This window comes from Acidiphilium sp. 20-67-58, assembly GCF_002255515.1.
Lineage (GTDB): Bacteria > Pseudomonadota > Alphaproteobacteria > Acetobacterales > Acetobacteraceae > Acidiphilium.
This window is the reverse complement of record NZ_NCAS01000037.1, coordinates 1-25651: the sequence shown is the minus strand read 5'-3', so window position 1 is coordinate 25651 and position 25651 is coordinate 1. Positions and strand designations below refer to the sequence as shown.

Genomic DNA, 25651 nt, shown 5'->3' with positions numbered 1-25651 from the left:
CATCGAGCTTGGTGCCATCAGTAAGCATTTTGGCCAGGGAGAGATGCGTGTTGACGCACTCGTCGATATCACGCTCACGGTGAGCGCAGGCGAGGTGGTTGGTCTGCGTGGCCCCTCCGGCTGCGGTAAGAGCACGCTGCTCAACGTGATCGGCTGTGTGACCGAACCAAACAGCGGCTGGATGCAGCTCGACGGCGAGCCGATCTATGATGGACGCTTCCTGCGGCGCGACCTCCGGCGCCTGCGTCTGATGAAGATCGGCTTCATCTTTCAGACCCACAACCTGCTGCCGTTCCTGAACGCGACCGAGAATGTCGCGGTTGCGATGGAGCTGGCCGGCTCGGGGCGGCATCAGGCACGCGAACGCGCCGAAGCGCTGCTCGATTATTTCGACATGCACCAAATGCACGCCTATCCGTCAGAGCTCTCCGGCGGCATGGCGCAGCGTGTCGCGATCGCGCGCGCAATCGCGAATGCTCCACACATCATCCTCGCCGATGAGCCGACGGCCCCCCTCGATTCGGCGCGTGCTCAGGGCGTCATGAACATGCTTGAGCGCATCGCCAGAGACCAGGGTGCGGCAATTCTGGTGGTGACGCACGACGAGTCGATCTTCCACCGCTTCGACCGGCTGATCAGCATGCGCGACGGACGGATCGAAGGGGAGCAAGCGCGGACGCCCCCGGCCCTGGCGCCTTAGGACGTGGGCGTGTCAGACCGGGAAACCGGATCGCTGCCGCGCTCCGGAACTAAACAATTAGCCTGCGTGTTTTCAGCCGTTGACATGTTGCCGCGTATGGCGCCGAAGGTGGTGCGGCAGCGCGCGGGAAGGGTCAATCGGGGCCGTGATTCGGGCCAAAAGTGTTGCTGGGGGATAGAACACCGCCCCGCGCACCGCAGCCGTCACTAATCCCGACGCCATCAATGTACCGTCTCCGCAGCCCGCATCTAGGAGCCTGTCCTGGTAATCTTTACGGCAGCAATTATCTGCATTAGCCCCGTGTTTTCATTTTCGGCGCTCCCCCTCAAGCGGTGAGTTTTGCGAGGTTATGGGCGGTGCAGATCATTGCCCATTCTGCTTTGACCTTATCGATACCGCGGAGGAGGAACTGCCGGAAGCCTCTGGCCTGCTTGATGTGTCCAAACACGGGTTCGACGGTGTATTTTCGGATACGGTACCGGCTTCGATGTCCACCTTTTCGGAGTCTGGCGCGCATGGCCTGAACCAGCTTGCCACCTTTTTTGCCGCTGCCTGGCGAGCTTGCGCGCCCTGCCGCGACATAGCCGCGAACCGTGCGCGCGTTGAGCCCCTCAAGATTTGCTTCTGAACAGAAACCGTTATCGGCGGAGACTTCATTGGGCATCTCGCCGGTGTTGCCCTCGATCGCATCGAGCAGCGTCAGCAGGGCGTCTTGATCAGAACCGTTGTTGGTGAGCCGGTGCGCCACGATGATCTGTGCGCCGGCATCGACCGCGGCCTGCGCATTATACGCCTGGATGAAGCCATCGCGGCCTTTCATGATCCGGCTTTCCGGATCGGTGAAATTGCGCTGCGCCTTGGGCTTTGGTTTGCCTGGCTCGTGTTTTGGGGTTCTGCCCGGCCGGGGTTTGGCACTGCCGTCAGGGTTTGCTGGCGGCGGCGGCCGGGCGGCTTCCGCGGCGCGGGCTTCGGCCTCGAGCTCAGCCTTGGCGGCACGGATGCGCGCCAGCCGCGCCTGCTTGTCACGCATCCAGTCGGGCGGTTCATCACCGCGGCGCGTGCTGCCGTGCGCGGCGTCTTCGGCCGCATCCTCGGCTGCCGCGCGTGCCAGCCACTCGTTCACCTCGCGGGTAAGTTCAGCCTCGGCTTCCACCATGCGGGCGTAGCTCATCGCCTTATGCTTGGAGGCATTGGCTTTGATCTTGGTGCCGTCAACAGCAACATGAGCCAGTTCAGCCAGACCCGCCTTGCGACACAGCGCCAGCACCTGCACGAACAGACCGGCCAACGCATCCAGGTGGCGCCGGCGAAATTCACTGATGGTCCGGAAGTCCGGCTGGTTGAGCGCCGTCACCGCCTGAAAATCCAGCCGCTCCTCGCAGCCGCGCGCGATCCGGCGCGACGAATAAACACCGCTGCGATAGGCATAAAGGAGCAGTGCCACCATCATGGCCGGATGATAAGGCGGAAAGATCAAGCTCCTCGCTGACCAGATCGCGGATCAGGTGGGCCGGATGGCCGGCGGGGACGAAGTCCGCCACCGAAGGCGGAAGCAGCCAGACTTCATCGGTCTTCCAAGGGCGAAACACTTTGCTCATCAAAAAACAGAATCACGACGCAACCATCTTGTCGAGTGAATTTAGCCCGTTACCGGGACAGGCTCCTAGCACCTGCATGCCGGCAATATCCTCGATCAACTCAAGAACCTCGTGGTGTTCGAGCCGTTCCGTGGTGGCGTCGAGCCATGTGCCGCGCCAGGATGTATAGGCATCCGGATCGATTGTAACCGGCTTGGCTGGGTGTTCATCAAGCGTGCTCCTGCAGGCCGCAACGGCCGTTAACGGGGGCTCATCTGGTGTCTGCGGGCTGGCCGGCATTCCATGATCGTATTTGCGCGGCCTGCGGTGGTGCGGGCGGAATGTCCTGGAGCATGAAGGCGACGAATTCTTCCGCCTCGCCGATACGAAATGCGGCATTATGGCGCCGCTCGAAGCCAATTGTTGAAACAGGCTTGCCGCTTAACCGCCGGCCGCAGACCGACCCGGCAAACGCTCCGGGTAGAACCTCGATATGGTCTGGAAGGGCTTTGAGGCGTTGTAACGACCCAAACAGGGTCCGCGCCCCTGCAGCCGCATCGCTGGCCAGTTCGGTCCGCCCCACATCGCCGACCATGAGCGTATGGCCGGTCAGCACGAACCATGGTTCATCGGCGCGGGTCTTGTCCGTGACCAGCAGGCAGACATGTTCGGGCGTGTGCCCCGGCGTGTGCAGCACATCAACCAACACATTGCCAAGCTCAAGCCGCTCGCCATCGGCGACGCGCCGTGCCGGGAAGGACACTTCAGCCGCGCGATGCAGCACATACTCGGCCTTCGCCGCGCGTGCGAGCGCCAGGGCCGCGGAGCGGTGATCGGCGTGCAGATGCGTGTCGATCACGAACAGGATACGCATCCCGGTTTCTTCCGCGGCGCGCAGATACGCAGCCGGGTCTCCCACGGGGTCAACCACAGCACAGCAGGCGCGTCCGCCACACCCGAACAGGTAAGAGATTGCAACCGGATCCTGGTGCAAAAACTGGCGTAAAATCATATGGCGGCTCCCGGATTTGACTTGACTGAAACGCGGCTTTATTCATTCAATCGTTATAATTAATGATTTATCATGGTAAAAGCGATGTCAAGCCGGAACCCTAAACAGACAGTGTTTGCGTGTCTCGCCGAAATCGCGCAGGCGCTAGGCCATGTGCACCGGCTGGAATTGCTGGAACAGCTTGGCCAGGGGGAGCGTAGCGTGGAAGAGCTGTCAGCCCGCACAGGATTGAGCTTTGCCAATGCTTCGCGTCATTTGCAGATTTTGCGCCGTGCCCGGCTGGTGGAGCCGCGCCGTGATGGCAAGCGGATGCTATACAGCCTGGAGGGAGACGCTGAGATCGTGCAGCTTCTGGGAAGTCTTGGGCGCGTGGGTGAGCGCAATATCGCAGAGATTGAACAGGTGATGGCGGCCTATTTCCGAACGCGCGATGAGATGGAGCCGCTCTCGCGCGAGGATCTGGCCGCCCGGCTGCGCGATGGGCTGGTGACGGTTCTCGATGTGCGGCCGGAGGATGAATTCAGGCTTGGTCATGTGCCGGGCGCGCTCAATGTTCCACTCGCAAGCCTGGAACAACATCTGGCCGCTTTGCCCAGCGGCCGGGAGGTTATCGCCTATTGCCGTGGCCCCTATTGCGTACTCTCGTTTGAGGCCGTGGCACGGTTGCGGGCGCAAGGGTTTACCGCCAGACGGCTCGTAGATGGCCTGCCGGAATGGCGGGCAGCAGGCTTGCCGATTGCTGTTGGCGTGGCATGACGCGACAAATGGAAGCATCAGCCCCGGCGCGCGCGGGCGTGGCGCACATCCGCGGCATTGGCGCTAATCGCGCGCAGTTCGTCCTTCAGGCCCTTCAAGTTTTTTTCGTCGGTCTCATCATCGGCATGGAGCGTGCCGTTCTGCCCACGGTGGCGCGCGATTTTGGTGTGGCGCCGGGCGCCTTTCTCTTCCTGGCGAGTTTCGTGCTCTCTTTTGGTATCGTGAAAGGCGCGCTTAATCTGGTGGCCGGCAGTTTTGCCGATCATTTCGGACGCAAACCGGTATTGGTCGCGGGGTGGATTGCCGCCATTCCCATTCCCCTGCTGATCTGGAATGCGCAGGACTGGTGGTGGATTGTAGCGGCCAATGTTTTCCTGGGTATCAGCCAGGGTTTTACATGGACGATGACCGTCACCAGCCAGATCGATCTGGCGGGCAGTCATCAGCGCGGCCTGGCTGTCGGCATCAACGAGGCGACGGGTTATGCCGCGGTCGGTCTGGCTGGCGCTGGTGCCGCCCTGTTTGCTGCAATGGTTGGCGCGCGCGAGGCCCTGTTCATTATGGGCATCGTCACGATCATTCTGGCATTTATCGGCCTGCTGGGCATAAGGGACACGCTGGCTTGGGTGAAGGTTGAACATGCGGAGGCAGGCAACGCCGCGCCGCATGATCATACACTCGATTTGCGTGCCATCTTTGTGAAATTTTCCTTCCACGACAAAGTCGGACGCGCCATCTGCCAGGGGGGAATTGTTAACAAAATCGCTGATACGCTGGTCTGGGTGATGTTTCCGCTTTTCTTCAAGGCGCACGGCGCCGGACTGGTTGAAATTGGTTGGCTGACCGGCGCCTACGCCATGGTCTGGGGCATATCCCAGCCTTGGACGGGCCATCTCGGGGACCAGATAGGGCGCCGTTCGCCGGTGATAGCAGGCTTCTTTTTGCTTGCGGCCGGCATCGCGCTCACGGCTGCCGGGCGCGGCGCCTCACTTTGGTTGCCTGCCGTGGTGATCATGGGGGTTGGCATGGCGCTGCTTTACCCAAATTTGATCGCCGCCATGTCGGACCGGGCGGCGCCGCTAATCCGCGGCAAGGCGCTTGGTACCTACCGCTATTGGCGTGACACGGGCTATGCGATTGGCGCGCTCCTGCTTGGCCTGGTCGCGCAGTTCGAGCAGGCGACGCGGCCCACTCTCTGGCTCACGGCTGGCCTTGTTGGCGCATCAGGTATCTGGCTGTGGCGCGTCCTGCCGCGCGGCTGACGTTGAGAAAAGATAGGAACCGCAGTGAACCATGGGTGCCGTGAGGCTCTCTATTTTCAGGTTCCGGCGATTACGGCGCCTCGGGGATGAAAAACGGAAGGTTGGATCGCTTTTTAGTGCATTTTTTAGGGTATCGTGCGTACGAATTCAAAAATTTAAAGAACATAATTGCGAAAATTGAATAATGATCAGGCTTCCTGCCCTGACAATACAAGATGGTCCAGAACAAGATATATTTAAAAACAACAGATTATCAAAAATCAAAAATATTCTCTGGTTGGTGCAACTTTTGCACAGCTTTAACGACACAAAAAACCTGAACGGCTACAGGCCAATAGTTGAGCATATTGCCTTTGAGGACTGCCTCATCGATAAAATGCCACCGTCGTGGGTCAACGGACGACCAAATCGTGGAGGTAGACCAGACGATGGACAGAGCTGAGCAAAGAGCATTTTTTAAAATGCTCAAATTATGAAATTGGAGCGAGCGCTTCAATAATACGGCACTCAGCGATGGTCCCATGCTGGCAGTGGTCAAGCATCTGGCGCAGTTCAGCACGTAGCGCTTTAAGGTCGGACAGCTTGCGCTCGACCTCGATCAGGTGATGGCGTGCTATACGGTCCACCTCCGCGCAGGACTGATCGCGATCATCAGAGAGCCGTAATAATTCCCGCACCTCATCAAGCGAAAATCCAAGATCGCGGCCGCGTCGCACGAAGCTCAGTCGCTCCAGATGAGCGCGCGCATAAGCCCGGTAATTGCCCCCTGTGCGGCTGGGAGCTGGCAAAAGGCCAATCCGCTCATAATAGCGGACCGTCTCCACTTTGGTGCCGGTCGCCTGAGCCAGTTCGCCGATGCTAAAAGTCGTGCCAGTCATTGCTTGACCCTGTATCCACTACAGGGTTTATACGGTCACCAATCGAATGTTGTCGAGAGTGACCTTATGGCTTGCTGCAATGATACCGGCTGTAAGAGCGACACGCCGCTGAACTCCACGCGTTGGCGTCAGGCGCTCTGGATCGCCCTTGTGGTCAACGGCTGCTTCTTTCTGACGGAGGTCATCGCGGGCGTCGCGGCGGGATCAACGGCGTTGCAAGCCGACGCGCTGGATTTTTTCGGCGATACCGCGAACTACGCCATTAGCCTGGGTGTTGCGGGAATGGCGCTCGCCTGGCGCGCCAGGGCATCGGTCATCAAAGGCAGCACCATGATTGTCTTCGCCCTCTGGGTGCTGGGAAACACCGCTTGGCATGCAGTCTATGGCGGGCTGCCGCGGGCTGAGGTTATGGGGCTGGTCGGGCTTGCCGCTCTCGTTGCCAATGGCGGCGTAGCGCTAATGCTTTATCGTTTTCGCAGGGGGGATGCGAACATGCGTTCGGTGTGGATTTGCTCGCGGAATGACGCGCTCGGTAATGCCGCCGTGATGCTCGCCGCCTTTGGCGTATTCGGCACGGGCACCAACTGGCCTGATATTATTGTGGCGGGCGTCATGGGTAGCCTTGGGCTCTGGGGTGGCCTGCAAATCGTCGTGCAGGCGCGTGGCGAACTCCGCGCCGAAAACCAACACCTGCATGCCGTTTCAGGAGAATGAATTATATGTCTGGACATCATCACGACGAAGACCGCGCCGGGCATGATCATGATCACGGGCATCACCACGGCTCTGGGGGGCACCAGCACGCCCCGGCCAGTTTCGGTCGGGCTTTTGCCGTCGGCATCACGCTTAACCTGGCCTATGTCCTGGGCGAGGCGTTTTATGGCGTCGTGGCGCACTCGCTCGCGCTGCTGGCCGATGCGGGCCATAATTTGGGGGATGTGCTTGGCCTGGGCACCGCATGGATCGCCGCCGTGCTCGGCAAGCGGCTGCCTAGCGGCCGCTACACTTACGGCCTGCGCCGCCTCTCCATTCTCGCGGCGCTCAGCAATGCGATCGTACTGCTCGTGGTCACGGGCGGCATCGCCTGGGAAGGCATCCTACGGCTGATTGAGCCAGAACCGGTTACCGGCTCCATTATCATGGCCGTCGCGGCGGTCGGCATTGCCGTCAACGGCATTACCGCGCTCCTGTTCATGGCCGGACGCAAAGATGACCTGAACATCAAAGGCGCTTTTTTGCATATGGCGTCTGATGCCCTGGTGGCGCTCGGCGTGGTGGTGGCGGGCGCGGTCATTTTATGGACCGGCTGGCACTGGGTCGATCCGGCCATCAGCCTTGTTGTCAGCGTTGTCATCGTCGCCGGCACATGGAGCCTGCTGCGGGAGTCCATGAATCTCGCGCTGGATGCGGTGCCCCCCGGTGTCGACCAGACGAAGGTAGCCGCATTCCTGCAAAAATTGCCCGGCGTGGCAGCCATCCACGACCTGCACATTTGGGGTATGAGCACGACGGAAGTAGCGCTGACCGCGCATCTGGTCCGTCCGGGCGCTGGCATCGACGACGATATGCTGCACCACGCCGCCGAGGAATTACGGGAGCATTTCGGCATCAGTCACGCGACGTTTCAAGTTGAGAACGGAGGCGGTACGCAACCATGCGCCCTCGAGCCGGATGAGATCGTGTAGGACCCATGGCGCGCGACACTCACTCATCATTTGGCGGCGTCACGCTTGCGCTCCTCTCCGCCGCGCTGTTCGGCGCCAGTACCCCTTTGGCGAAATTGCTGTTGGGCAACGTCAGCCCCTGGATGATGGCAAGCCTGCTCTACCTGGGTGCTGGACTTGGCCTGGCGGCTGTGCATCTATCGCGCAACGCTTTGCGTCTTCCGGCGGTTGAAGCCCCGCTGCGCCGCTCGGATTTGCCGTGGCTTGCCGTTGTTATTGCGGCAGGCGGCATCCTGGGCCCTTTGTTCCTCATGTTCGGCCTCGCCCGCACGCAAGCCACCAACGCCTCCTTGCTGCTCAATTTGGAGGGCCTGGCCACGATGGGCATCGCGTGGCTGGTTTTCCATGAAAACGTTGACCGGCGGCTGCTGTTCGGTGCGTTCTCCATCCTGGCCGGCGCGGCGCTGTTGTCGTGGCAGGGCGGTGCGTCACTCGACTGGGGCGCCGTCCTCATCGCCGCCGCCTGCTTGTCGTGGGGTATCGACAATAATCTCACCCGCAAGCTTTCCTCGGCCGATCCGGTGCAGATTGCGATGATAAAGGGGTTGGTGGCAGGGACGATCAACCTGATGCTCGCATTGGAGCAAGGTGCGCCGGTGCCCGGTGTTGGCATCGTCGTTGCGGCAGGTGTGGTCGGGTTTTTCGGTTATGGGGTTAGCCTCGTGCTATTCGTGCTCGGGTTGCGTCATCTGGGAACGGCGCGCACGGGAGCCTATTTCTCACTGGCGCCCTTTATCGGCGCGGTGCTTTCGCTGGTGCTGCTCCATGAGCCGCTGACGATCCGGCTTGTTGCCGCGGGCGCCTTTATGGCGGTGGGCCTGTGGATACATCTGACGGAACGCCATCAGCACGAACATACGCACACGGCGCTGGAACATGAACACCGGCATGTTCATGACGAACACCATGAGCATTCACACGGGCCGGATGCGCCGCCGGGTGAACCGCATAGCCATTGGCATAAGCATAACCCGCTTGTGCATAAGCACCCGCATTATCCGGATATTCATCACCGGCACGCACACGATCGTGTATCTGGCGGATCCAGCGCCCCCGCCGGCTCCTCAGCATCAGATCAATAGCTCACCACTGCGCCTCCTCTCTCAACCAAACCGCTCCTGCCGGTCGTCACCATCGCGGAAATAGAAAACGGTATGGTGAAAGCAAAGCGCGAAGGTACCACCTGCAAATCACCGGATCCTAGCGGCTGGGTGGAAAATTTACTGTATCGTCGCAGGCCGCACCCAGAGAGCGGCCGGGTAAAAACTCAAAATAAAAGCTTCCATCATTCGTGATATGGCTACAAAACACACCTGGATAATTAATCGTGGCTAGAAATAAATTCAGAAAACCAAAATCTATTCTTACCTTACAGATCGCCCGCCGAACCCCTACCGGTTGCTTGTAGTTATTGGTGTTTTGGCAACTCTTCACCCCGCGCGTGCTGCGGCGCCAATTACGTTCAAGCTGATGGACCAGGCCGTTCCGGGCGCTGTGATCAGCGGAGGCTCCAGGCAAGGTACTTTCTTCGCCGGGTTGCTGATACCCTCGGTGCAAGTCGATCTTAGCAAGATCACCGGAATGTCAGATTTGTCGTTTTATGCGTCGGCCTTTGTTGTACAAGGGCACGGCCCAACATCCTACTATGTCCATAGCCTTAGCCCGATCGACTTGATCGAAGCGCCTGATGGCGGAAGACTGGCGGATGCCTTTTTCGAGTGGCACTCCTCGCAGAATAAAATTCACATCAAGCTGGGCCAATTCGGGTTGGACGAGAATTTTGATCAAAATCCGGCCGGAGCCACTTTTCTCGACGGCAACTATACCTACCGCAACATCATGGCCATCAATCTGCCCGATGGTGGTCCTGCGTATCCTTTCGAATCGCCGGGTGCGCTGATAGCGGTCCAGGCGATGGAAAAAATTCGGCTGCGGATAGGTCTATTCAGTGGCTCGCCAGCCGCCCCTCCCTTTAATCAACTGCCGGTTCAGGCTCGTAACCCCAACGGCTTTCAATTTCCGCTTAATTCCGGCGTGCTTGTTATTGCCGAGGTGCAGCGAGATTATGCGCTACCTGTGCTCGGAAAAGGTACGCTGCTGGTCGGTGCCCTCCATGATACGCTTAGTCAGCCTGATTTGCTTTTTGATTCCAGCGGCCGTTCACTCGCGGCATCAGGTGCTGGACCCGCGCGCCTCGATCATGGCAATGCGGTTGTTTACGTGGGCGATACCCAGACTCTGTGGCAGGGCAACGGCGGCCGCAATCTGCAAGCGTTCGTTCGCTTCGCTCATACGGCTGCCGTTCAGGATATGATTACCACCAATCTCCAAGGTGGCCTGGCGATGACAGGGCCGATTCCAGCGCGCCCCCAGGACACGTTGGCGATTGCGGCGGCCCGTGACTGGATCAACGGCCGCCAGGCCAGGCTGATCCGGGAGCAGAATGCGGCGGGTCAACCGATGCAGCCGATTCCCAACGCGGAATCCGATGTCGAACTATCCTACAACGTAGTTATCACCCCTTGGCTCAGTCTCGGTGCCGATTTTCAATACATCGTCCATCCGGGCGGCGGCATTGCTGATCCTGCCGATCCGGCGAAGAAGAACCCAAACGCCTTGATATTTTTGCTGCCGATAACGGTATCGTTTTGATGCTTGACTGCGTAGCCGTGCTATTTAACGATTGACTACTTATTCAGAAACCCTCGCACCGCATCATGTGCCTGGCTGTCATTAGGAATTGCTGCGGAACCCCAACTCTAAATCGCAACTATGCGCTGATATTAATTAGAAAAGCCGGTCAAGAGCGGGAGCCTATCCGGTGCCGATCGGGACCGCGCTGTGGCTCAAGGCTAAATGTCATTTTCCTGCAGCCCGCCAAACTCGGATGGTTAAATTTCAATCTGTCGGCCAATCTCAACCACCTGTTCTGGCGTCAGGCTGAAGCGGTCGACCGTATGCACGCTATTGCGGTACATGAAGCCAAACAGCAGACGTTGCCATATCATCAGGCCATTTTTGAATTTGGCGCGGACCACATCGTCGCGGGCGCCAAAATAGAGGGCTTTATCAAGGTCAACGGGGCAGCCCTGGGTCCGTGCCTCGCGTAGAGCGAGGGGTAGGCTTGGTACTTCGACAAAGCCGAAATGCACAGTGAGATGCCAGATGCCATCCGCCACTTTCTCGACCTGTACCCGCTCGGCCGGGGCGATACGGGGGATTTCCTCGAACTTGATGGTCAGGCTGATTGCGACCTCCGGCAGCACGCCGAATTGCGCGACATGCCGGGTCATCAATGGCGGCACCTTGGCGCCAGTACGGCTCAGGAAAATCGCCGTTCCGGGAACCCGTGAAATTTTTCCATCAGCGAGTTTTTGCAGAAATGGCCCCGGCTTTTCGGTCAGCTTCGCCAGTTGTTCGCGTAGCAGGCTGGTGCCACGCCGCCATGTGATCATGCTAGCAAAAATGATGGCGCCGAATGTGAGCGGTATCCAGCCGCCGGCCTTGATCTTGAGCAGATTGGCAGTGAAAAAACTAAGGTCCACAAACAGAAACAACCCCGCCACGGGTATTGCCGTGATGCTGCGCCAGCCCCAGCGCTCGCGCATCACCGTATAGAGCAAAGCGGTTGTCAGGAGCATGGTGGTGGAGACTGCCGTACCGTAGGCGCCGGCCAGCCGGTTTGATGTCTGGAAAGTCATCGTCAGCAGCACGGTGAGCGTCATCATTACCCAGTTCACTAATGGCACATAGATCTGGCCATATTCGGTGTCGGATGTCTGACGGATGCGCAGGCCCGGAAACCAGCCAAGCTGCATGGCCTGGCGCGTGAGCGAGTAGGAGCCAGTGATGATCGCCTGGCTGGCGATGATGGTGGCGACGACGGAAATGGCGACAACTGGATAGAGCGCCCAGCCCGGCACCAGCAGGAAGAATGGGTTGTCCCCCTGCTTCATCGGCCCGAACATCAACGCAGTCTCGCCTGCATAATTCAGCAGGCAGGCGGGCAGAACGATCAGGAACCAGGAAGAGCGGATCGGGTTGCAGCCGAGATGACCCATATCCGCGTACATTGCCTCGCCACCCGTGGCTGCAAGAAATACCCCGCCCAGTACCACGAAACTCGCCCAGCCTTTGGCGGCGAGCAGGCTGAACGCATAATAGGGGTTGATGGCTTCCAGCACCGCCGGATGGTGGATGACGCCGATGATGCCAAGCAGGCCAATGACGATGAACCAAACCAGCATGACCGGGCCAAAGAATTTGCCGATGCTGGCGGTGCCGAAATGCTGTGCCGCGAATAAACTCACCAGGATGATGACGGCAAGCGGCATGATGTATGGGTCGAGCGCGTTGGTCGCCACATCCACCCCGCCGAGCGCGCTGAGAACCGAAATGGCTGGCGTAATGATGCCGTCGCCATAGATCAGAGCGGCGCCGAACAGGCCGCAATAGACGAGAAGACGCCCGGTCTCCGAGCTGTTGCGGCCGATCAGGGACATCAGCGCGAGAATCCCACCCTCGCCATGATTATCGGCGCGCATCACGAACACGCAGTATTTGACAGAGATGGTGATGACGAGGGTCCAGAAGATCAGCGACAATATGCCGAGCGCCAGATGCGGATCGACATGCCCGCCAGCGTCGTCCACCACCGTTTGCATCGTGTAAAGCGGGCTGGTGCCGAGATCGCCATAGACGATACCGAGTGCCGCAAGGGCCAAAGCAGGAGTTGTTCGGCGCGAGACCGTCGCGTTATTGTAAGACAATGTGCGGCCTCCAGGACGAGTTTGACAGAGTTTAGGCGGATTTCCGGAATTTCATGTTAAATACGCATGAACGATGTGGATCAGCTCCTCGGCTGCCTTGGACCTTTCAGCCGCATCCTGTTTAGGGTCCACCAGATGCTGGCGGACATGATGCTCGATCACGGTGGCGATAAAGCCGTCCAGCGCCCCCCGGCAGGCTGTTGCCTGTTGCAGCAGCGCCGTGCAATCGGTGTTCTGCTCCAGGGCCAGACGCATCGCCTCCACCTGCCCCCGCAAGCGGCTCAGCCTGTTCACCAGCTTGCGTTTTTCCTTGTCCGAGTAATCCATTTGCCGCTTGACCTTATACTGGTAGGGGGTATATAGCGTGGCACGACCAAAGAGACCAGTGTCGTTGACCGGCATCATTCATTCAACCCAATCGAAGGACGCCATGAACCCGCGATCTAGCCAACAATCAACGGAGAGCGACAGTAGGCATTTCCTGCCTGCCGTGAAGCTATCCGCTGATTGCTCCATCGCCCGGGCCGGGCATGTTCCATTCGGGGTGTCGCGCTGATGCGCTGACCCCCTCATGGCCGCGCCTCCCGGGCTCACAGCAACCGCTTGAGCCAGAGGAGGCCGCAATGGCCATGAACCTGCACACCTGCTTCAACAAAGTTTTTTCCGCCACCACTGTCGCGCAAATCAGCCACGAGGTTCAGCGCCCCCTGGACGGGGGCCGCGGCCACCGGCCTGTGGTGGTCATGCACTGGGTGGAACAGCCCGGTGGCCGTGTGACCTATCACTGGGACACCGAAGTGCCTCAGGCTGACTTCACCGCGCACTAACCGCAAGATTTTAACTGGATAAGCGGCCACCGGATATGCGGTGGCCGCTGGAGACGGCTCATGACCGAAATCAACAAAATTTTAGATATCGACCTCGCGGCACCTGTTTCTTACACCGAGGGCCTGGAGGAACGGCTGCGCGACCGGTTACATCTGCAGCGGCTGCGCGCCGCGCCCAGAACGCTCCGCAACCGCCTGGCGCTTATTCTGGCACTGGTCGGACCGGGTCTGCTCGTCATGCTCGGCGATAATGATGCCGGCGGCGTCATCACCTATGCCCAGACCGGCGCGACATACGGCATCAGTCTGTTTATCCCGCTGATGATCCCGCTCGGCTTCATTGCCTATCTGGTGCAGGAAATGACCATCCGCCTGGGCGCTGTCACGCGCCGGGGCCATGCTGAGATGATCTGGAAGCGCTACGGCGCGTTCTGGGGCGCGTTCTCGCTTTTCGACCTGGTGGCGGCGAATATTCTCACCCTGATGACGGAATTCATCGGCATCCGCGTTGCCAGCGAAATTTTCCATGTGCCGTATCTGGTAACGATCCCTCTGGCTTTCGCCTTCATCACCGGGGTGCTGGTATTTCTAAAATATTCGAGCTGGGAGCGGGTTTCTCTGCTTGTCGCGGCGTTCAATATGGTTTTCGTGCCGCTGGCGCTGATGTCGCATCCCGACTGGTCCGCCATCGGCCGCACCTTTACCGGCGCCTCCGGCTGGACTCTGCCGGGCGGATTGTTCTCGGCCTCGTTCCTGATCCTCATTTCGGCAAATTTTGGGACCACCATCGCGCCCTGGCAGTTGTTCTTCCAGCAATCCTGTGTCGTCGACAAAGGCTTGTTGGTGCCCGACATCCCGGCCAGCCGGCGCGACCTGATGCTGGGTGTCGTGGGCATGGTGGTTGTCGCCATCGCCATCATCGTGCTGTCGGGCCAGTATCTGCATTCCCTGCCCAATGCTACGTCGCTCGGTGATCAGGATGTCGTCAACGGTATCGGCGCCAAGCTGGGCCAGGGGGCAATGGTGATGTTCGCGCTGGGCCTGCTGGAAGCGGGGTTGATCGCGGCCATCGTGATTACGGCTAGCACCGCCTGGGCCATAGGCGAGGCGCTAGACGTGCCGCGCTCGGTGAATGTCTCGCCGCGCCGTTCGCTGTATTTCTACGCCCCCGCGGTAGTGGGTACAGCGGTTTCCGCCAGCGTGCTGATGCTCCCCAACGTGCCGGTCGGATTCCTGAACCTGACAGTGCAGGTTATCGCTACCGTATTCATGCCGGCAGCCATGCTGTTCCTGCTGATGCTGCTAAACGACAAGGAACTACTCGGCGAGCACGTGAACTCGCCGCTGCGCAACGCGCTGTCTGTCGGTGTGATGGTGCTGCTGATCGTTTGCAACGGCCTCTACGGTATCTCCACCGTTTTCCCCAACCTACTGTAAGCGAGGCGTGACATGGATCATAGGAATAATCTTTTCAACGAATCCCGGAGTGGTCAACGCCGTCCCGACCAGTTGCCGCCTATTTTGCGCCTTAATCGCAACAAGTACGTCCAGGACGATACCGTCGGCCTCAGCGCGATCGCGCATAGCGAAGGCTGGCTAACGCCGCCGCCTGGTGTTGCGCGCGTCACGTTAAAACCCTGGCAACAGGCCATCTTCTGGGGCTTGCGGGTTTACATCGTGGTGATGCTGGTTGTTATGGGTATTGGCTTTTTCCATGGTGCTGGTGGGTAGCCCCGCATGGGTGAGGGTGATACGTGGTTGGCAGACTCGCTTGACCGTCCGCCTATGCCTTCACTGCGCGGCATTACTGATGAGTGGTGCCAATGGGCTACGCCGTGCCGGACTTTCCCAGCCGTGCATCTCCGGATGCGCGCTCGATGGAGCCTCGAAACTGGCAGGCTACGCCATGAAAACCTGGCGGCGGGATATCGCCAGGCGGAGATCGTGAAATATTGATATTTTGGTGGAGTTTTTGGTGAGCAATCTCCCGCCTTTCTTCTGGACGGTGATCGAGCTTGGTGTCGCTTTTCTTTTGGGCACGCTCATTGGCGCCGAGCGGCAATGGCGCCAGCGCTCGGCGGGGTTGCGCACAACCGTTCTCGTTGCCATCGGCGCTGCCGCGTTCTCAGACCTCGGCCTGCGCCTTGGCGGCGCTGACGGTGCGACCCGTATCGTTGCGTATATTGTCTCTGGCATCGGCTTTCTTGGCGCTGGCGTCATTTTGAAAGATGGCGCCAATATTCGCGGCCTGAATACGGCGAGCACCTTATGGTGCTCGGCGGCGGTCGGTGCGTTTTGCGGTTGCGGTTTTCCGGCCGAGGCCGCGGTGCTGACGGCATTTGTTCTTGCGGGCAATACGCTGCTGCGCCCGCTGGTAAATTACATCAACCGCCGCCCGATTGATCAGCATGCCACCGAGGCACAATACTCCGTCCATGCCTTATGCGACCCAGAAGATGTGGCCGATGTGCGGGATCTTCTGGCAGCAGCACTTGACGACGCCCAGTATCCCATCCGCAATATTACCACGCTCGCCGAGGCCGAGGATGTTGTCGAACTGGCAGCGGCCCTGATCCCGACCAATGCCACGCCAAGCGAGCTGGATGAGGTGGTCGCCAGGCTGGAGAAAGAAGCGGCCATCAAGAGTGCGACATGGACGGTCGCTGCTACATCGTGACCATAAGCTGGGATTATGTGGATAGTGCCGCAGAGTGATTTTGGTAGCTGATCCAGGGGCCTCGATCCAAGCCATCAACAATCCGGCCATTGGCGAGATCGCTCACCTAGCGCCTGGCCGGAGAATTTGCTGTATCTTCCCAGGCCGCACCCAGAGAGCGGCCAGGTAACGTGTTATCACCGGCAGGGCAGTTGACGCGGCCCGATTACCTCAAGGAGAAAACATTTACAGCGCGGCAATGACACGTGCGAGTTTATCACGAACCTGCACTGCAGCCATTTTTAGCTCCGGATTATCAATCGCTTGCATGGAGGCCACTGGGTCTATGGCCGCAATTTCGGTGTGGCCATTGCTGGCATCACGGATCACGACATTACAGGGAAGCATGGTGCCCACCTTACTTTCGAGTTTTAGCGCCTCGAATGCCAGCGCAGGATTACACGCACCAAGGATGCGGTAATTTGGAAATTCAACGCCGAGCTTTTTGTGTAAAGTTTCAGTAACATTAATGTCACTAAGAATCCCGAAACCTTCTGCTTTAAGCGCGTCGATTGTTCGTTCAAGCGCCTCGGTGAATTCAATGTTGAGTATCGTGCTAATGTAGTAAGTCATTGGACCAAGCTTCCTAAATGTTATCAACGGCGGCCAAAAAACAGATATTTCACGAAAACGGCAACAATAAGAACGCATAACAAGAGGCCAAACAAGCTTCCCCAGCCCCAACCCCACATCATTGTGCCACCATAACCATACATCATTTTGACCTCTCATTCGATTGGCATGTGCTTAATTCGCGAATTTAACAATTGCCGTTTTTTGCTATCGAAACTGTCGCCGAATTGACGCGCACTACAATGAAATGCACGCCAAATCCGGTTATCTCAGGGCAACAATTTTAGGCTATTCATCAATAATTCATCATGCCAAGTCCCATGCGGTAACCGCCAAACCGCATAACGTTCCCGTAGCCGCATTGAAAACCTCTCCCTTGTGCAAGACCCGGTAAAATCATACTCGCCTGACCGCTCTGGTATGGAGTAAGTTTCGTTAGCAGTGCATCTGCCGCAGCTTTTTGGTCGTCGAAATTCTGTTTCCTGAGGGCGATCATCTGGCTCATTATTGTGAAGCGGTCATCAGGGGATAAAGTCACGCTTGTGCCGGGGGTGAATTTAGATCGCAAAGCAGCCCAGAATTTTTGATCTGATGCCGCTACGGCATCAACATAAGAATTCCATGCGGGCTCTTGCTCGGCAGTAATTTTTAACTCCTGCTTTAGCGAGTCGAGCTGGTCCGTAACGACGGTTTTGCCGTTGGCGGAGCGATCGTAATCCGGTCCGTAGCCATTCATCATGCCTCGTCCGTAGCCATATCCATCCCCACCCATCATGCCAGCCCCGTAGCCTGGCCCATATCCATTCATCATACCCGGCCCAAAATTACCGGTCTGATCTCCTGCGGCTGTAGCTGTAGGAACTGGTGTCTGCGCAAGCGAAGCGCCTGAAAAAGCGGCCAAAGACAGGATGGTTGCACTGCCGAGCGCAATCTTACGAAATTGTAAATTCATGGTAAACCTCTACTTTATGGTGGATCAATACTACGGCGCGTAGCCTAAACACCATCGGAACGGATTAGTACCACATGTGTGATGTAGCCACCATGATCTTGATCAGTTCATTTAGGCTATATGTGATCTCTACCATATAAAACTTATGGATTTTTCAGTTAATTATCCTTCCGGACGGCAGATCGCGCTGTGTGAATTGTATCTAGTCTATCCGTAGATAATAGATTATTCAGATGCCGAACTTTGGCGTTAAATTCGTATCCGTACTGCACAATTCAGCATCAATGATGTTGTCTGACTGACAAAAATCTTCGGCGACGGCTCCAAAGGACAAGTGCGGCGCCAGTGCGATATTGGGTTAGATGGGAATCAACAGTCACTATCGCGAACAAAATCAATCATGAAATCTCGACATGATTTGTTGCTCTCGGATCGGTCAACGCACTGAAATGAAAATTGCGCCAATGGTGACGCAATTTTTATTTCAGAACGATATGTTTTCCCCAGCGCGTTGTTGTCGTTTGGAAAACAACAGTAAAAATCTAACAGCCGTGATGTCTACGGCGCTGGACGCCATACGAGCCAACGGGAATACCCGATGCTACGGCATTTGAAGCATATTGTTCCGGTACAGCTTCAAAAGAATCACGATTAGCGCGGTTTTCAAAAAAGAAAACCTGCCCCTGATAGACGGATGACGCCGCGGCTGCTGTCATTGAAACGGCATGCCCGCTCACGGGATCTATGGCCATACCGTTTATACCGTCATGACTGTCTACCGATGGCGGTGGGGTGTTTGGCTGTTCATCATTGCGCCCGCGCTGATAACTGTGTCGCCGTCGAATGCCGCAGCCACCCCTGCGCATCATAAAGAGAAACGCCGCAAAGACTAATGCTATTAAAAGCCAGTTCTGACCAAGGTAATTCATGATCCGCTCCTGTACTAAATTGCCCTTCATGCACCCAGAATGTCGCTCTTTTTCTGCAGATATTCTTCACGGTTGATTTCCCCGCGCGCGTAACGCGCGTCGAGAGCATGTAATCCCACAGAAATATTGCCCGGCTGCATCGGGGCCTGCGGATAGCGGCGATGATACGGACAGCCATCCCCGGCGATGCCCCACACCAAAAACACCAGCAGCGCCACCATGATGATGCCGCCAAACATCATCATCCACGCACCGCCGCCATAGCCCATCATCTGCGGCCCGGCCAAGCCGCCGCCCATCATCCAGGGGCCGGGCCCATAACCGTTCCACCCCGGGCCTTGAAAATTCGCAACGCCGCTGCTCACTGCCGGCGTGCTCGCCGTGGCATCCGCCCATGCGGCCTGGGTGCCAACGGCGAGCGACATTGCCGCGAGGCTGATTTTTTGCACCAACTTGTTCATGATTTTTATCCTTTTGTAGGTTAAATTTTGTCCCGGACCAGGAATGTTTCAACGAGAACCGCCGCGCATCAGGCCCGGCCCATGCGCGGCGGCGACATTCAGACGTAGCGCAGTTCAGTCATCATCCCGGCAGCCATGTGATAGAGGTTATGGCAATGGAACAGCCAGCGGCCAGGGTTTTGGGCATCGAAGGCGATCCGTACCCCACCCATCGGCGGCACCAGCACGGTATCGCGCATCGCCCCGGACAGAGGATTGCCGTTTATCGCGAGGACCTGGAAATGATGCCCGTGCAGGTGCATCGCGTGGGACATCATGGAATCGTTGATCAGATCCAACGCCACACGCTCGCCCTGTTTCACCAGGATCGGCTGATGGTTCTGCCATTGCTGGCCATTGATGCCCCAGTTGTACCCCATCATGCCGCCGGTCAAATGCACCGGGACCACACGGTCGATGGACCGCGCCCCCAGCGGTTGGGCGGCGCGCAGCAGCACCTCCAACGCCACGCCGCAAGGCCCGGCGGGTGTGTCCGCCACGTTCGCCAGCCGGGCGACCCTGGCTTTGGGCGTGGCCAGAATAATGCCGGTTTGCGCGCGATCGCCCTCGCGCCGGGCAAGGATGGGATACACTCCCTCGCCCGCAGGCAAAGTCATCAGAAGATCCGCACGCTGCCCTTCAGCGAGAGGAAACGGCCCAACCGAGACGGGCCGGACCGGATCACCATCGACGGCGATGATCTGCCCCTGAACCGCGCCCGTATCGATCCAGAACGCGGTTGAGGTCGCGCCGTTGATCAGGCGTAGGCGGATTTGCCCGCCCGGCGCAACCTTGACGACGTCAGGATCATCCAGCGTGCGCCCGTTGGCCAGATAGGCGTCGAAATCGACATCGTTCAGATCCGTCCCGCCGCCCATGCTCCCCATGCTGCCCATGCCACCCATGCCGCCCATCATTCCTCCGGCCGTGCCGGTGCCCGTTGCACTGGTCAGGCTGGCCAGGATGTCCGCCGGATTTTTGAAGGTGAAGTCATGCAGCAGGACGACAACCTCCTGCCGGTCCGCCCGCATATCCTCTGCCGTGCGCACGATCAGCGGCGCCGCCATGAGTTGCTGCTCCTGCAACCCGTGATGAGAATGCATCCAATGCGTGCCGGGCCGTGGAGCAAAGTCGTAGCCCTGGGCCGCGCCATCGGCGATCAGCGTCTCATAGCCGGTCGCCGTTACGCCGTCCTGCTGCACCGGCGGCGTCTGGCCATGCCAGTGGATGATGGTAGGCGCGCCGCAGCGATTGACGAGCGAGGTGGTGAAGCGTTCGCCCGGCGCCAGCACCAAGCCTGACGCGCCATCCGCCCCCTCGATAGCGAAGACCGAAGCGGGCTTGCCGTTGACCTCAATGGTGCGGCTGCCCACGGTGAGAACGCGGGCCGGAGTGGCGCTCGCCCGCTCATTTGGCAGGGTGGAAAACGCCGCACTGGCGGCGCCCGCCAGCATCACCTGCCGGCGTGATAAAAATTTATGCATAACACTGTACCTTTTCTGGCATCGGCCAGAACGCTTGGAGATCAGAATACCCGGGTCATCGACCCGAAAATGTCGTGGCTGGACACGCGGAGGCATCCACAGCCACATAGACTCTGTTCAAACCAGGCGGCGCGGCGGCGGTGAATGCGGACGGGCAACCTGCCCGAGCGGAATATTGTAGAAGCCAGACAGAAAGACCGCGCGTGCCGGAGGGGCTGCCGGCAACGGGGTAGCGCCAAGCGGCAGAAGACTCACCACCGGACTTGCGCAAGACGAACAGACCGACGGGCCATGACAGCAAGGATCGGCCGCGAGCGGCAGAGTGGCTCCCGTTTCGCGCAGGGGCGTTGCGGCTTTCGCCGGACAAGGCTTAGCCATGCTCATGCCTGCCGTCATGGCCGTTGAAGCCACAGCGGGCGCAGCAGGCGAAGGAACCGCGCCACCGATCGCCGATCCGAACAGCAAGAGCGCGACGTAGAAAAACCTGAAAAACCGCGGCGCAAGGCTCAGCTTCACGACATGATGTTGCGCCCGATTGCCCGCCATTATCGTGTCATCCGCCCCAATGTCTGGACAAGTTCATCCACCTTGTGGCGCTGGTCGGTGGCATCCCCCGAGGCAAAGGCATCTGCGACACAATGGCTCAAATGGTCGCGCAAAACCTCTTCCTCGACTTTGTGCAAAGCAGCCCGCACGGCGGCAATTTGTGTGAGCAGATCAATGCAGTAGCGATTCTCATCGACCATGCGCAGCACTCCGCCGACCTGACCTTCAATCCGCCGCAGCCTCTGAGTCACTTTCTGCCGTGTCGTGTCATGCATTGCTGGATCACCACTTGATACCATACCCTTGAGGGGTATATACCGCCATTGCCTCCGGTCGGCAAGCCATTCCATCCGGCCCTCTCAAAGGTATCATTTGTCAGGCGGTTATCATGGACGAGCTTGAGCACCACACACACCATCACCCCGATGCGGCCGCCCCGGACAAAGTTCAGGACCCTGTCTGCGGCATGGCCGTTGATCCTGCGGTGTCGCCGCACCGGGCCGTCCATGCGGGGCAGACGTTCAATTTTTGCTCCAATGGCTGCCGGGAGAAATTCGTGACGGATCCGGCGCATTACCTGTCGCCACAATTGCCCGCGCCCGCGGCAACGTCCCCACCGGGCACGATCTATACCTGTCCGATGCACCCGCAGATCCGGGAAAGCCACCCTGGCGCCTGCCCAATCTGCGGCATGGCGCTTGAGCCGCTGACCTCCTCCGCACAGATGCCGGAAAACGCCGAGTTGCACGACATGGAAAGGCGGTTCTGGGCCGCAACCGCGCTTAGCGTACCCGTTGTCGTGCTGGCGATGGGGGGCTTTGTGCCTGGCTTTGGCCCTGCACTTGAGAATCTGACGCCGCCATATGCGTCGAACTGGCTCGAGCTTCTGCTGACAACGCCGATCGTGCTCTGGGCCGGGTCCATCTTCTTTGCGCGCGGCTGGCAGTCGCTGCGCCATCGCAGCCTCAACATGTTCACGCTGATCGCGCTCGGCACCGGCACGGCCTATCTCTACAGTGTGGCGGCAGTATCCGCGCCCGGCATCTTCCCGGCAGGCTTTCGTAACGCCAACGGCACGGTGGATACCTATTTTGAGGCTGCCGCGGTGATCACGGTTCTGGTCCTGCTTGGCCAGGTGCTGGAGCTTCGCGCCCGCGCACAGACCGGCGGGGCGATCCGCGCCCTGTTGAATCTGGCGCCAAAAACAACGCGCCGTATTCACGATGACGGCGCGGACGAGGAAATCCCGCTCGATCAGGTCGTCGCCGGAGACCGTCTGCGCGTCCGCCCAGGCGATGCCGTACCGGTTGACGGGGTGGTGCTTGAGGGCAGGAGCCATGTCGATGAATCAATGGTCACAGGCGAAGCCATGCCCGTAACCAAAGCGCCGGGGGATGCGGTGACCGGCGGCACGGTGAACGGCACAGGCGCGCTGGTGATGCGCGCCGAGAAGATCGGCGCACAGACCATGCTGGCCCGCATTGTGGCCATGGTGGCCGAGGCGCAGCGCTCGCGCGCGCCAATCCAACGCCTGGCAGATCTCGCGGCGGGATATTTTGTGCCAACCGTCATCGCCGTTGCGCTTCTTGCCTTCGCGCTCTGGACGATCTGGGGACCAGCGCCGGCATTGAGCTATGGACTGCTGGCCGCCGTCTCTGTGCTGATCATCGCCTGCCCCTGCGCGCTTGGCCTTGCCACACCGATGTCGATCCAGGTTGGCGTGGGCAAAGGGGCCACGGCGGGGGTATTGATCAAATCCGCCGAGGCGCTGGAGCGGATGGAGAAGGTTGATACTCTCGTGATCGATAAAACCGGCACGCTCACCGAGGGCAAGCCCCGTGTCACCACCATCACCCCGGCCCCCGGCTTCACGGCGGATGACGTGCTGCGTCTTGCCGCCAGCCTGGAGCAATCGAGCGAACATCCGCTCGCCGCCGCCATTGCGCATGAAGCCGCCGAACGGCAACAACCCCTCACCAATGCCCGCGATTTTGTCTCAATAACCGGCCAGGGGGTGCGCGGCGTGATCGAGGAACGGCATGTGCTGGCTGGGAATGCCCGGCTAATGGAAGCGGCAAACATCGCGCTCGGCGAACTTTCCGCTACCGCCGCTACGCTGCGCGCCACTGGTGCCACGGCACTCTTCGTGGCGGTGGACGGCAAACCTGCCGGCGTCATTGCCATCGCCGATCCGGTGAAAGCGACCACCGGCGCGGCCCTCGCGGCACTGCGGGCGGAAGGCGTGCGCATCGTCATGCTGACCGGCGATAATCGCCGCACCGCCGAGGCGGTGGCGCGCCAGCTCGGTATTACCGAGATTGAAGCCGATGTGCTGCCCGATCAGAAGCACGCGGTCATCCGCAAACTGCGCGGCGAAGGGCGCGTGGTCGCAATGGCCGGTGATGGCGTGAACGACGCCCCCGCGTTGGCCGAGGCCGACATCGGCATCGCGATGGGCACGGGCACAGAGGTTGCCATGCAAAGTGCGGGGATAACGCTGGTTAAGGGCGATCTGGACGGCATTGTCCGGGCACGACGCCTCAGCCGTGCGGTCATGCGCAATATCCGGCAAAATCTGTTCTTCGCGTTCGTCTATAATGCCGTCGGGGTGCCGGTGGCGGCGGGTCTGTTCTATCCGTGGTTCGGTATTCTGCTCACCCCAGTCGTTTCGGCTCTGGCAATGTCGTTCAGCTCGGTATCAGTCGTCACGAACGCCCTGCGCCTGCGGCGGTTGCGTCTCTGAACCTCGGCCATTTTTGAGATAATACCATAGCAAGGATGATATAGGATAAAGGGACAGATATGAGACTAGCCGTCCGCTGTGCCAAGCTGTCGCGCCATCCATTTCGTGGATCTTAGCATGCCCCCCGATCCGCAGCAGGCGTCATAGACGCGGCCCTTATAGGGTTCGATCATCCCAACCATTACACGCACGACCGAGCGTGGGGTGTAAAACTCGCCGCCACGCTTGCCTTCGGACCCAGCGAACTGGCCGAGGAAATATTCGTAGACGCGGCCGAGCACGTCGCGCGCTGAACCTTTCTCCTGGCCGCGGGCAATGCCGGAAATAAGGTCGATCAGCTCTCCCAGCATGACGGCATTCAACGCCAGGCGCGCGTAATCTTTCGGTAGAACACCTTTGAAGTTCTCGTTATCCTCTTCGATGGCGATCATTGCCTCATCGATCATCTTGCCGATCGAAGGCTGTCTGGCGTTCGCCTGTAGGTGTGACCAGCGCGCGGTTGGCGGTACCCAGACGACGTTGTCGGCAGAGTATTCGTCGCGGTCTTCGGCGCCGTCAGGATAGTCAGCGAGCAACGCGGTGTGCTTGGCCTCGAAGCTGTCGGAGATGTGCGTGAGGAAGTTCAGGCCGAGTGCCACGTGCTTGTAGTCCGACGGCTCCATGCTGCCGCGCAGCTTATCGGCCGCCTTGAACAGCTCGGCCTCGAAGCCAAGGTTGCCGCCATTGCCGTTGGCGCGCGGAGGCTTCACTGACGCGGCTGAAATCCGAGCCGGAGTCGGCGGCGTCTCCTGCTTGGCTTCCTCCTTCCGGGCGGTGGCGAGCGACACTGAGCCACCGCGCCCGCGCCCGGGGATTATGATTCCCTCGGTGATGAGTTCATCTTTCACGGGGTATAGGTCGTCTCAGCCCATTGCAGAGCTTCGCGCAGGCTACCATTCCCGGCGAAGCCTCCTAGCTCAGTCAGTACCGCACAAATCTGTCTTTACGAATCTGCCCAGCCATTCCGCCCCGTTTCACTTCGTATTGTCAGAACGTGGCGCCTCATTGCGCTGTTCTGACTCGATTATCTTCAGCCGTTCATATTCTTCGACGGCGAGCACCACAACGACGGCCCGGCCGTGCTTTTCAACCGTAACGGGCTCAGCCCGCGCCGTATCGATAAGACGACCGAAATTATATTTCGCATCTTTGGCCGATAGTGTTTGCATGTCCCGCCTAAAGCTACCCCCTGCGCATTTGTGGCCAAAATGGCCGAAACATCAAGGGCTAGATTAATAGGACTGAGAGCGCGTGATAACGGTTGGTTGTCATTCCCTATAGCCGACGATTAGGATGTCCGATCGAGCCTGAATCGGTATCCTCCCTTTGATGCCCGGATGGCGCGCGCGATGGCTTTGTTGGTGGCTTCGAGATCAAAGTGTTCAGGGTGGAATTTGCGGCCAGCCCATTGACGCATGGTTTTATGCTCTTCGTGGTCAGGATCTCCCCAAGACTCAAGAAAATCGGCGTAGCCCGAAGAACCGCCTACGTCTTCGGGTGGGCCTGAGCGCGTGCCGGCGATGCAGCGAGGGTATTTGGCGCCATTTTCGCGCGGAATACGCCGCAGGATCAGATCATGCTGCCAATCATCGCCAAAATCGTATTCGTAGAGAATGCTGAGTGTTGAGTCTTCCTCGCGCGGGAAGGTGAGGTCTTGAAGGCGG

Annotated in this window: 27 protein-coding genes and 1 pseudogene; 12 read left to right on the top strand and 16 right to left on the bottom strand. The window is 59.1% G+C overall.

Translation table 11 applies throughout. The features are described 5' to 3' along the window. Positions 1–43 precede the first annotated feature (43 nt). Positions 44–700, top strand: a complete 657-nt coding sequence (locus tag B7Z76_RS13300; RefSeq protein ID WP_291344515.1) for an ABC transporter ATP-binding protein — start codon at positions 44–46, stop codon at positions 698–700. Positions 701–1025: 325 nt separating this feature from the next. On the opposite strand, the pseudogene B7Z76_RS13295 reads toward B7Z76_RS13300, so the two are convergent. From B7Z76_RS13295 to B7Z76_RS13285, 3 genes and pseudogenes are all read right to left on the bottom strand, one after another. Beyond that, positions 1026–2298 (bottom strand): annotated as a pseudogene (locus B7Z76_RS13295) (transposase). A gap of 12 nt (positions 2299–2310) precedes the next feature. Beyond that, positions 2311–2577 (bottom strand): hypothetical protein, encoded by a 267-nt coding sequence (locus tag B7Z76_RS13290; protein ID WP_291344493.1) that lies wholly within the window; start codon positions 2575–2577, stop codon positions 2311–2313. Then, entirely contained in the window at positions 2549–3289 is a 741-nt protein-coding gene (locus B7Z76_RS13285) for an MBL fold metallo-hydrolase (protein WP_291344492.1), read from the bottom strand. Before B7Z76_RS13285 ends, B7Z76_RS13290 begins: the two co-directional genes overlap by 29 nt. 72 nt (positions 3290–3361) lie before the next feature. Between B7Z76_RS13285 and B7Z76_RS13280 the strand changes: the two genes are divergently transcribed. Further along, positions 3362–4045 (top strand): metalloregulator ArsR/SmtB family transcription factor, encoded by a 684-nt coding sequence (locus B7Z76_RS13280; protein WP_291344490.1) that lies wholly within the window; start codon positions 3362–3364, stop codon positions 4043–4045. After that, positions 4042–5307 carry an MFS transporter gene (locus B7Z76_RS13275; protein ID WP_291344488.1) on the top strand — a complete coding sequence of 422 codons (1266 nt, stop codon included), beginning with the start codon at positions 4042–4044 and terminating at the stop codon, positions 5305–5307. Before B7Z76_RS13280 ends, B7Z76_RS13275 begins: the two co-directional genes overlap by 4 nt. A 470-nt stretch (positions 5308–5777) precedes the next feature. Here the strand turns inward: B7Z76_RS13275 and B7Z76_RS13270 are convergent, their stop codons facing one another. Beyond that, positions 5778–6185: a helix-turn-helix domain-containing protein gene (locus tag B7Z76_RS13270; RefSeq protein WP_291344486.1), complete on the bottom strand. Its 408-nt coding sequence runs from the start codon at positions 6183–6185 to the stop codon at positions 5778–5780. A 66-nt stretch (positions 6186–6251) separates the two neighbouring features. On the opposite strand from B7Z76_RS13270, the gene B7Z76_RS13265 reads away from it, so the two are divergent. The 4 genes from B7Z76_RS13265 to B7Z76_RS13250 all read left to right on the top strand — a co-directional run bounded on the left by B7Z76_RS13265 (position 6252) and on the right by B7Z76_RS13250 (position 10561). Continuing rightward, positions 6252–6899, top strand: coding sequence for a cation transporter (locus B7Z76_RS13265; RefSeq protein ID WP_291344513.1), 648 nt, complete (start codon positions 6252–6254; stop codon positions 6897–6899). Between the two features lie 5 nt (positions 6900–6904). After that, positions 6905–7870 (top strand): cation diffusion facilitator family transporter, encoded by a 966-nt coding sequence (locus tag B7Z76_RS13260; protein WP_291344484.1) that lies wholly within the window; start codon positions 6905–6907, stop codon positions 7868–7870. 5 nt (positions 7871–7875) lie between these two features. Next, positions 7876–8991 (top strand): DMT family transporter, encoded by a 1116-nt coding sequence (locus tag B7Z76_RS13255; protein WP_291344482.1) that lies wholly within the window; start codon positions 7876–7878, stop codon positions 8989–8991. A 388-nt stretch (positions 8992–9379) separates the two neighbouring features. Then, a complete protein-coding gene (locus B7Z76_RS13250) occupies positions 9380–10561 on the top strand; it encodes a carbohydrate porin (protein WP_291344480.1) in 1182 nt (393 codons plus the stop codon). 239 nt (positions 10562–10800) lie between these two features. Here B7Z76_RS13250 and B7Z76_RS13245 read toward each other — a convergent pair whose 3' ends face one another. Beyond that, on the bottom strand, positions 10801–12678 hold the full coding sequence (locus B7Z76_RS13245) for a potassium transporter Kup (protein WP_366925312.1): 1878 nt from the start codon (positions 12676–12678) through the stop codon (positions 10801–10803). A 51-nt stretch (positions 12679–12729) separates the two neighbouring features. Continuing rightward, the gene (locus tag B7Z76_RS13240) at positions 12730–13083 is read right to left on the bottom strand and encodes a metal/formaldehyde-sensitive transcriptional repressor (RefSeq protein ID WP_291344478.1); all 354 of its coding nucleotides are present in this window, start codon (positions 13081–13083) and stop codon (positions 12730–12732) included. A 218-nt stretch (positions 13084–13301) separates the two neighbouring features. Here B7Z76_RS13240 and B7Z76_RS13235 point away from each other — a divergent pair, with 218 nt between their 5' ends. The 4 genes from B7Z76_RS13235 (at position 13302) to B7Z76_RS13220 (ending at position 16182) form a co-directional block, all read left to right on the top strand. Then, positions 13302–13505 carry a hypothetical protein gene (locus B7Z76_RS13235; protein ID WP_291344477.1) on the top strand — a complete coding sequence of 68 codons (204 nt, stop codon included), beginning with the start codon at positions 13302–13304 and terminating at the stop codon, positions 13503–13505. 60 nt (positions 13506–13565) lie between these two features. After that, a complete protein-coding gene (locus tag B7Z76_RS13230) occupies positions 13566–14942 on the top strand; it encodes an NRAMP family divalent metal transporter (protein ID WP_291344475.1) in 1377 nt (458 codons plus the stop codon). A 12-nt stretch (positions 14943–14954) separates the two neighbouring features. Beyond that, positions 14955–15236: a hypothetical protein gene (locus B7Z76_RS13225; RefSeq protein ID WP_291344473.1), complete on the top strand. Its 282-nt coding sequence runs from the start codon at positions 14955–14957 to the stop codon at positions 15234–15236. A gap of 244 nt (positions 15237–15480) precedes the next feature. Then, positions 15481–16182, top strand: coding sequence for an MgtC/SapB family protein (locus tag B7Z76_RS13220; protein WP_291344471.1), 702 nt, complete (start codon positions 15481–15483; stop codon positions 16180–16182). Positions 16183–16407: 225 nt separating this feature from the next. Here the strand turns inward: B7Z76_RS13220 and B7Z76_RS13215 are convergent, their stop codons facing one another. The 7 genes from B7Z76_RS13215 to B7Z76_RS13185 all read right to left on the bottom strand — a co-directional run bounded on the left by B7Z76_RS13215 (position 16408) and on the right by B7Z76_RS13185 (position 21480). Continuing rightward, the gene (locus tag B7Z76_RS13215) at positions 16408–16794 is read right to left on the bottom strand and encodes a DUF302 domain-containing protein (RefSeq protein WP_291344469.1); all 387 of its coding nucleotides are present in this window, start codon (positions 16792–16794) and stop codon (positions 16408–16410) included. Positions 16795–17089: 295 nt separating this feature from the next. Beyond that, on the bottom strand, positions 17090–17746 hold the full coding sequence (locus B7Z76_RS13210; protein ID WP_291344467.1) for a Spy/CpxP family protein refolding chaperone: 657 nt from the start codon (positions 17744–17746) through the stop codon (positions 17090–17092). A 542-nt stretch (positions 17747–18288) separates the two neighbouring features. After that, on the bottom strand, positions 18289–18675 hold the full coding sequence (locus B7Z76_RS13205) for a hypothetical protein (protein ID WP_291344466.1): 387 nt from the start codon (positions 18673–18675) through the stop codon (positions 18289–18291). 26 nt (positions 18676–18701) lie between these two features. Next, positions 18702–19136, bottom strand: coding sequence for an SHOCT domain-containing protein (locus B7Z76_RS13200; protein ID WP_291344464.1), 435 nt, complete (start codon positions 19134–19136; stop codon positions 18702–18704). A gap of 98 nt (positions 19137–19234) precedes the next feature. Beyond that, on the bottom strand, positions 19235–20629 hold the full coding sequence (locus B7Z76_RS13195) for a multicopper oxidase family protein (protein WP_291344462.1): 1395 nt from the start codon (positions 20627–20629) through the stop codon (positions 19235–19237). Positions 20630–20776: 147 nt separating this feature from the next. Then, positions 20777–21205: a hypothetical protein gene (locus tag B7Z76_RS13190; protein WP_291344460.1), complete on the bottom strand. Its 429-nt coding sequence runs from the start codon at positions 21203–21205 to the stop codon at positions 20777–20779. After that, positions 21205–21480, bottom strand: a complete 276-nt coding sequence (locus B7Z76_RS13185) for a metal-sensitive transcriptional regulator (RefSeq protein WP_291344458.1) — start codon at positions 21478–21480, stop codon at positions 21205–21207. The genes B7Z76_RS13190 and B7Z76_RS13185 overlap by 1 nt, the downstream gene beginning before the upstream one ends. A 113-nt stretch (positions 21481–21593) precedes the next feature. On the opposite strand from B7Z76_RS13185, the gene B7Z76_RS13180 reads away from it, so the two are divergent. Further along, entirely contained in the window at positions 21594–23948 is a 2355-nt protein-coding gene (locus B7Z76_RS13180) for a heavy metal translocating P-type ATPase (protein ID WP_291344457.1), read from the top strand. A gap of 65 nt (positions 23949–24013) precedes the next feature. Here B7Z76_RS13180 and B7Z76_RS13175 read toward each other — a convergent pair whose 3' ends face one another. From B7Z76_RS13175 to B7Z76_RS13165, 3 genes are all read right to left on the bottom strand, one after another. After that, the gene (locus B7Z76_RS13175; RefSeq protein ID WP_291344455.1) at positions 24014–24775 is read right to left on the bottom strand and encodes a class I SAM-dependent DNA methyltransferase; all 762 of its coding nucleotides are present in this window, start codon (positions 24773–24775) and stop codon (positions 24014–24016) included. Between the two features lie 186 nt (positions 24776–24961). Further along, positions 24962–25156: a type II toxin-antitoxin system Phd/YefM family antitoxin gene (locus tag B7Z76_RS13170; RefSeq protein WP_291344453.1), complete on the bottom strand. Its 195-nt coding sequence runs from the start codon at positions 25154–25156 to the stop codon at positions 24962–24964. Positions 25157–25275: 119 nt separating this feature from the next. After that, the coding region (locus B7Z76_RS13165) for a plasmid pRiA4b ORF-3 family protein (RefSeq protein WP_291344451.1) at positions 25276–25651 on the bottom strand (376 nt) is incomplete at its 5' end.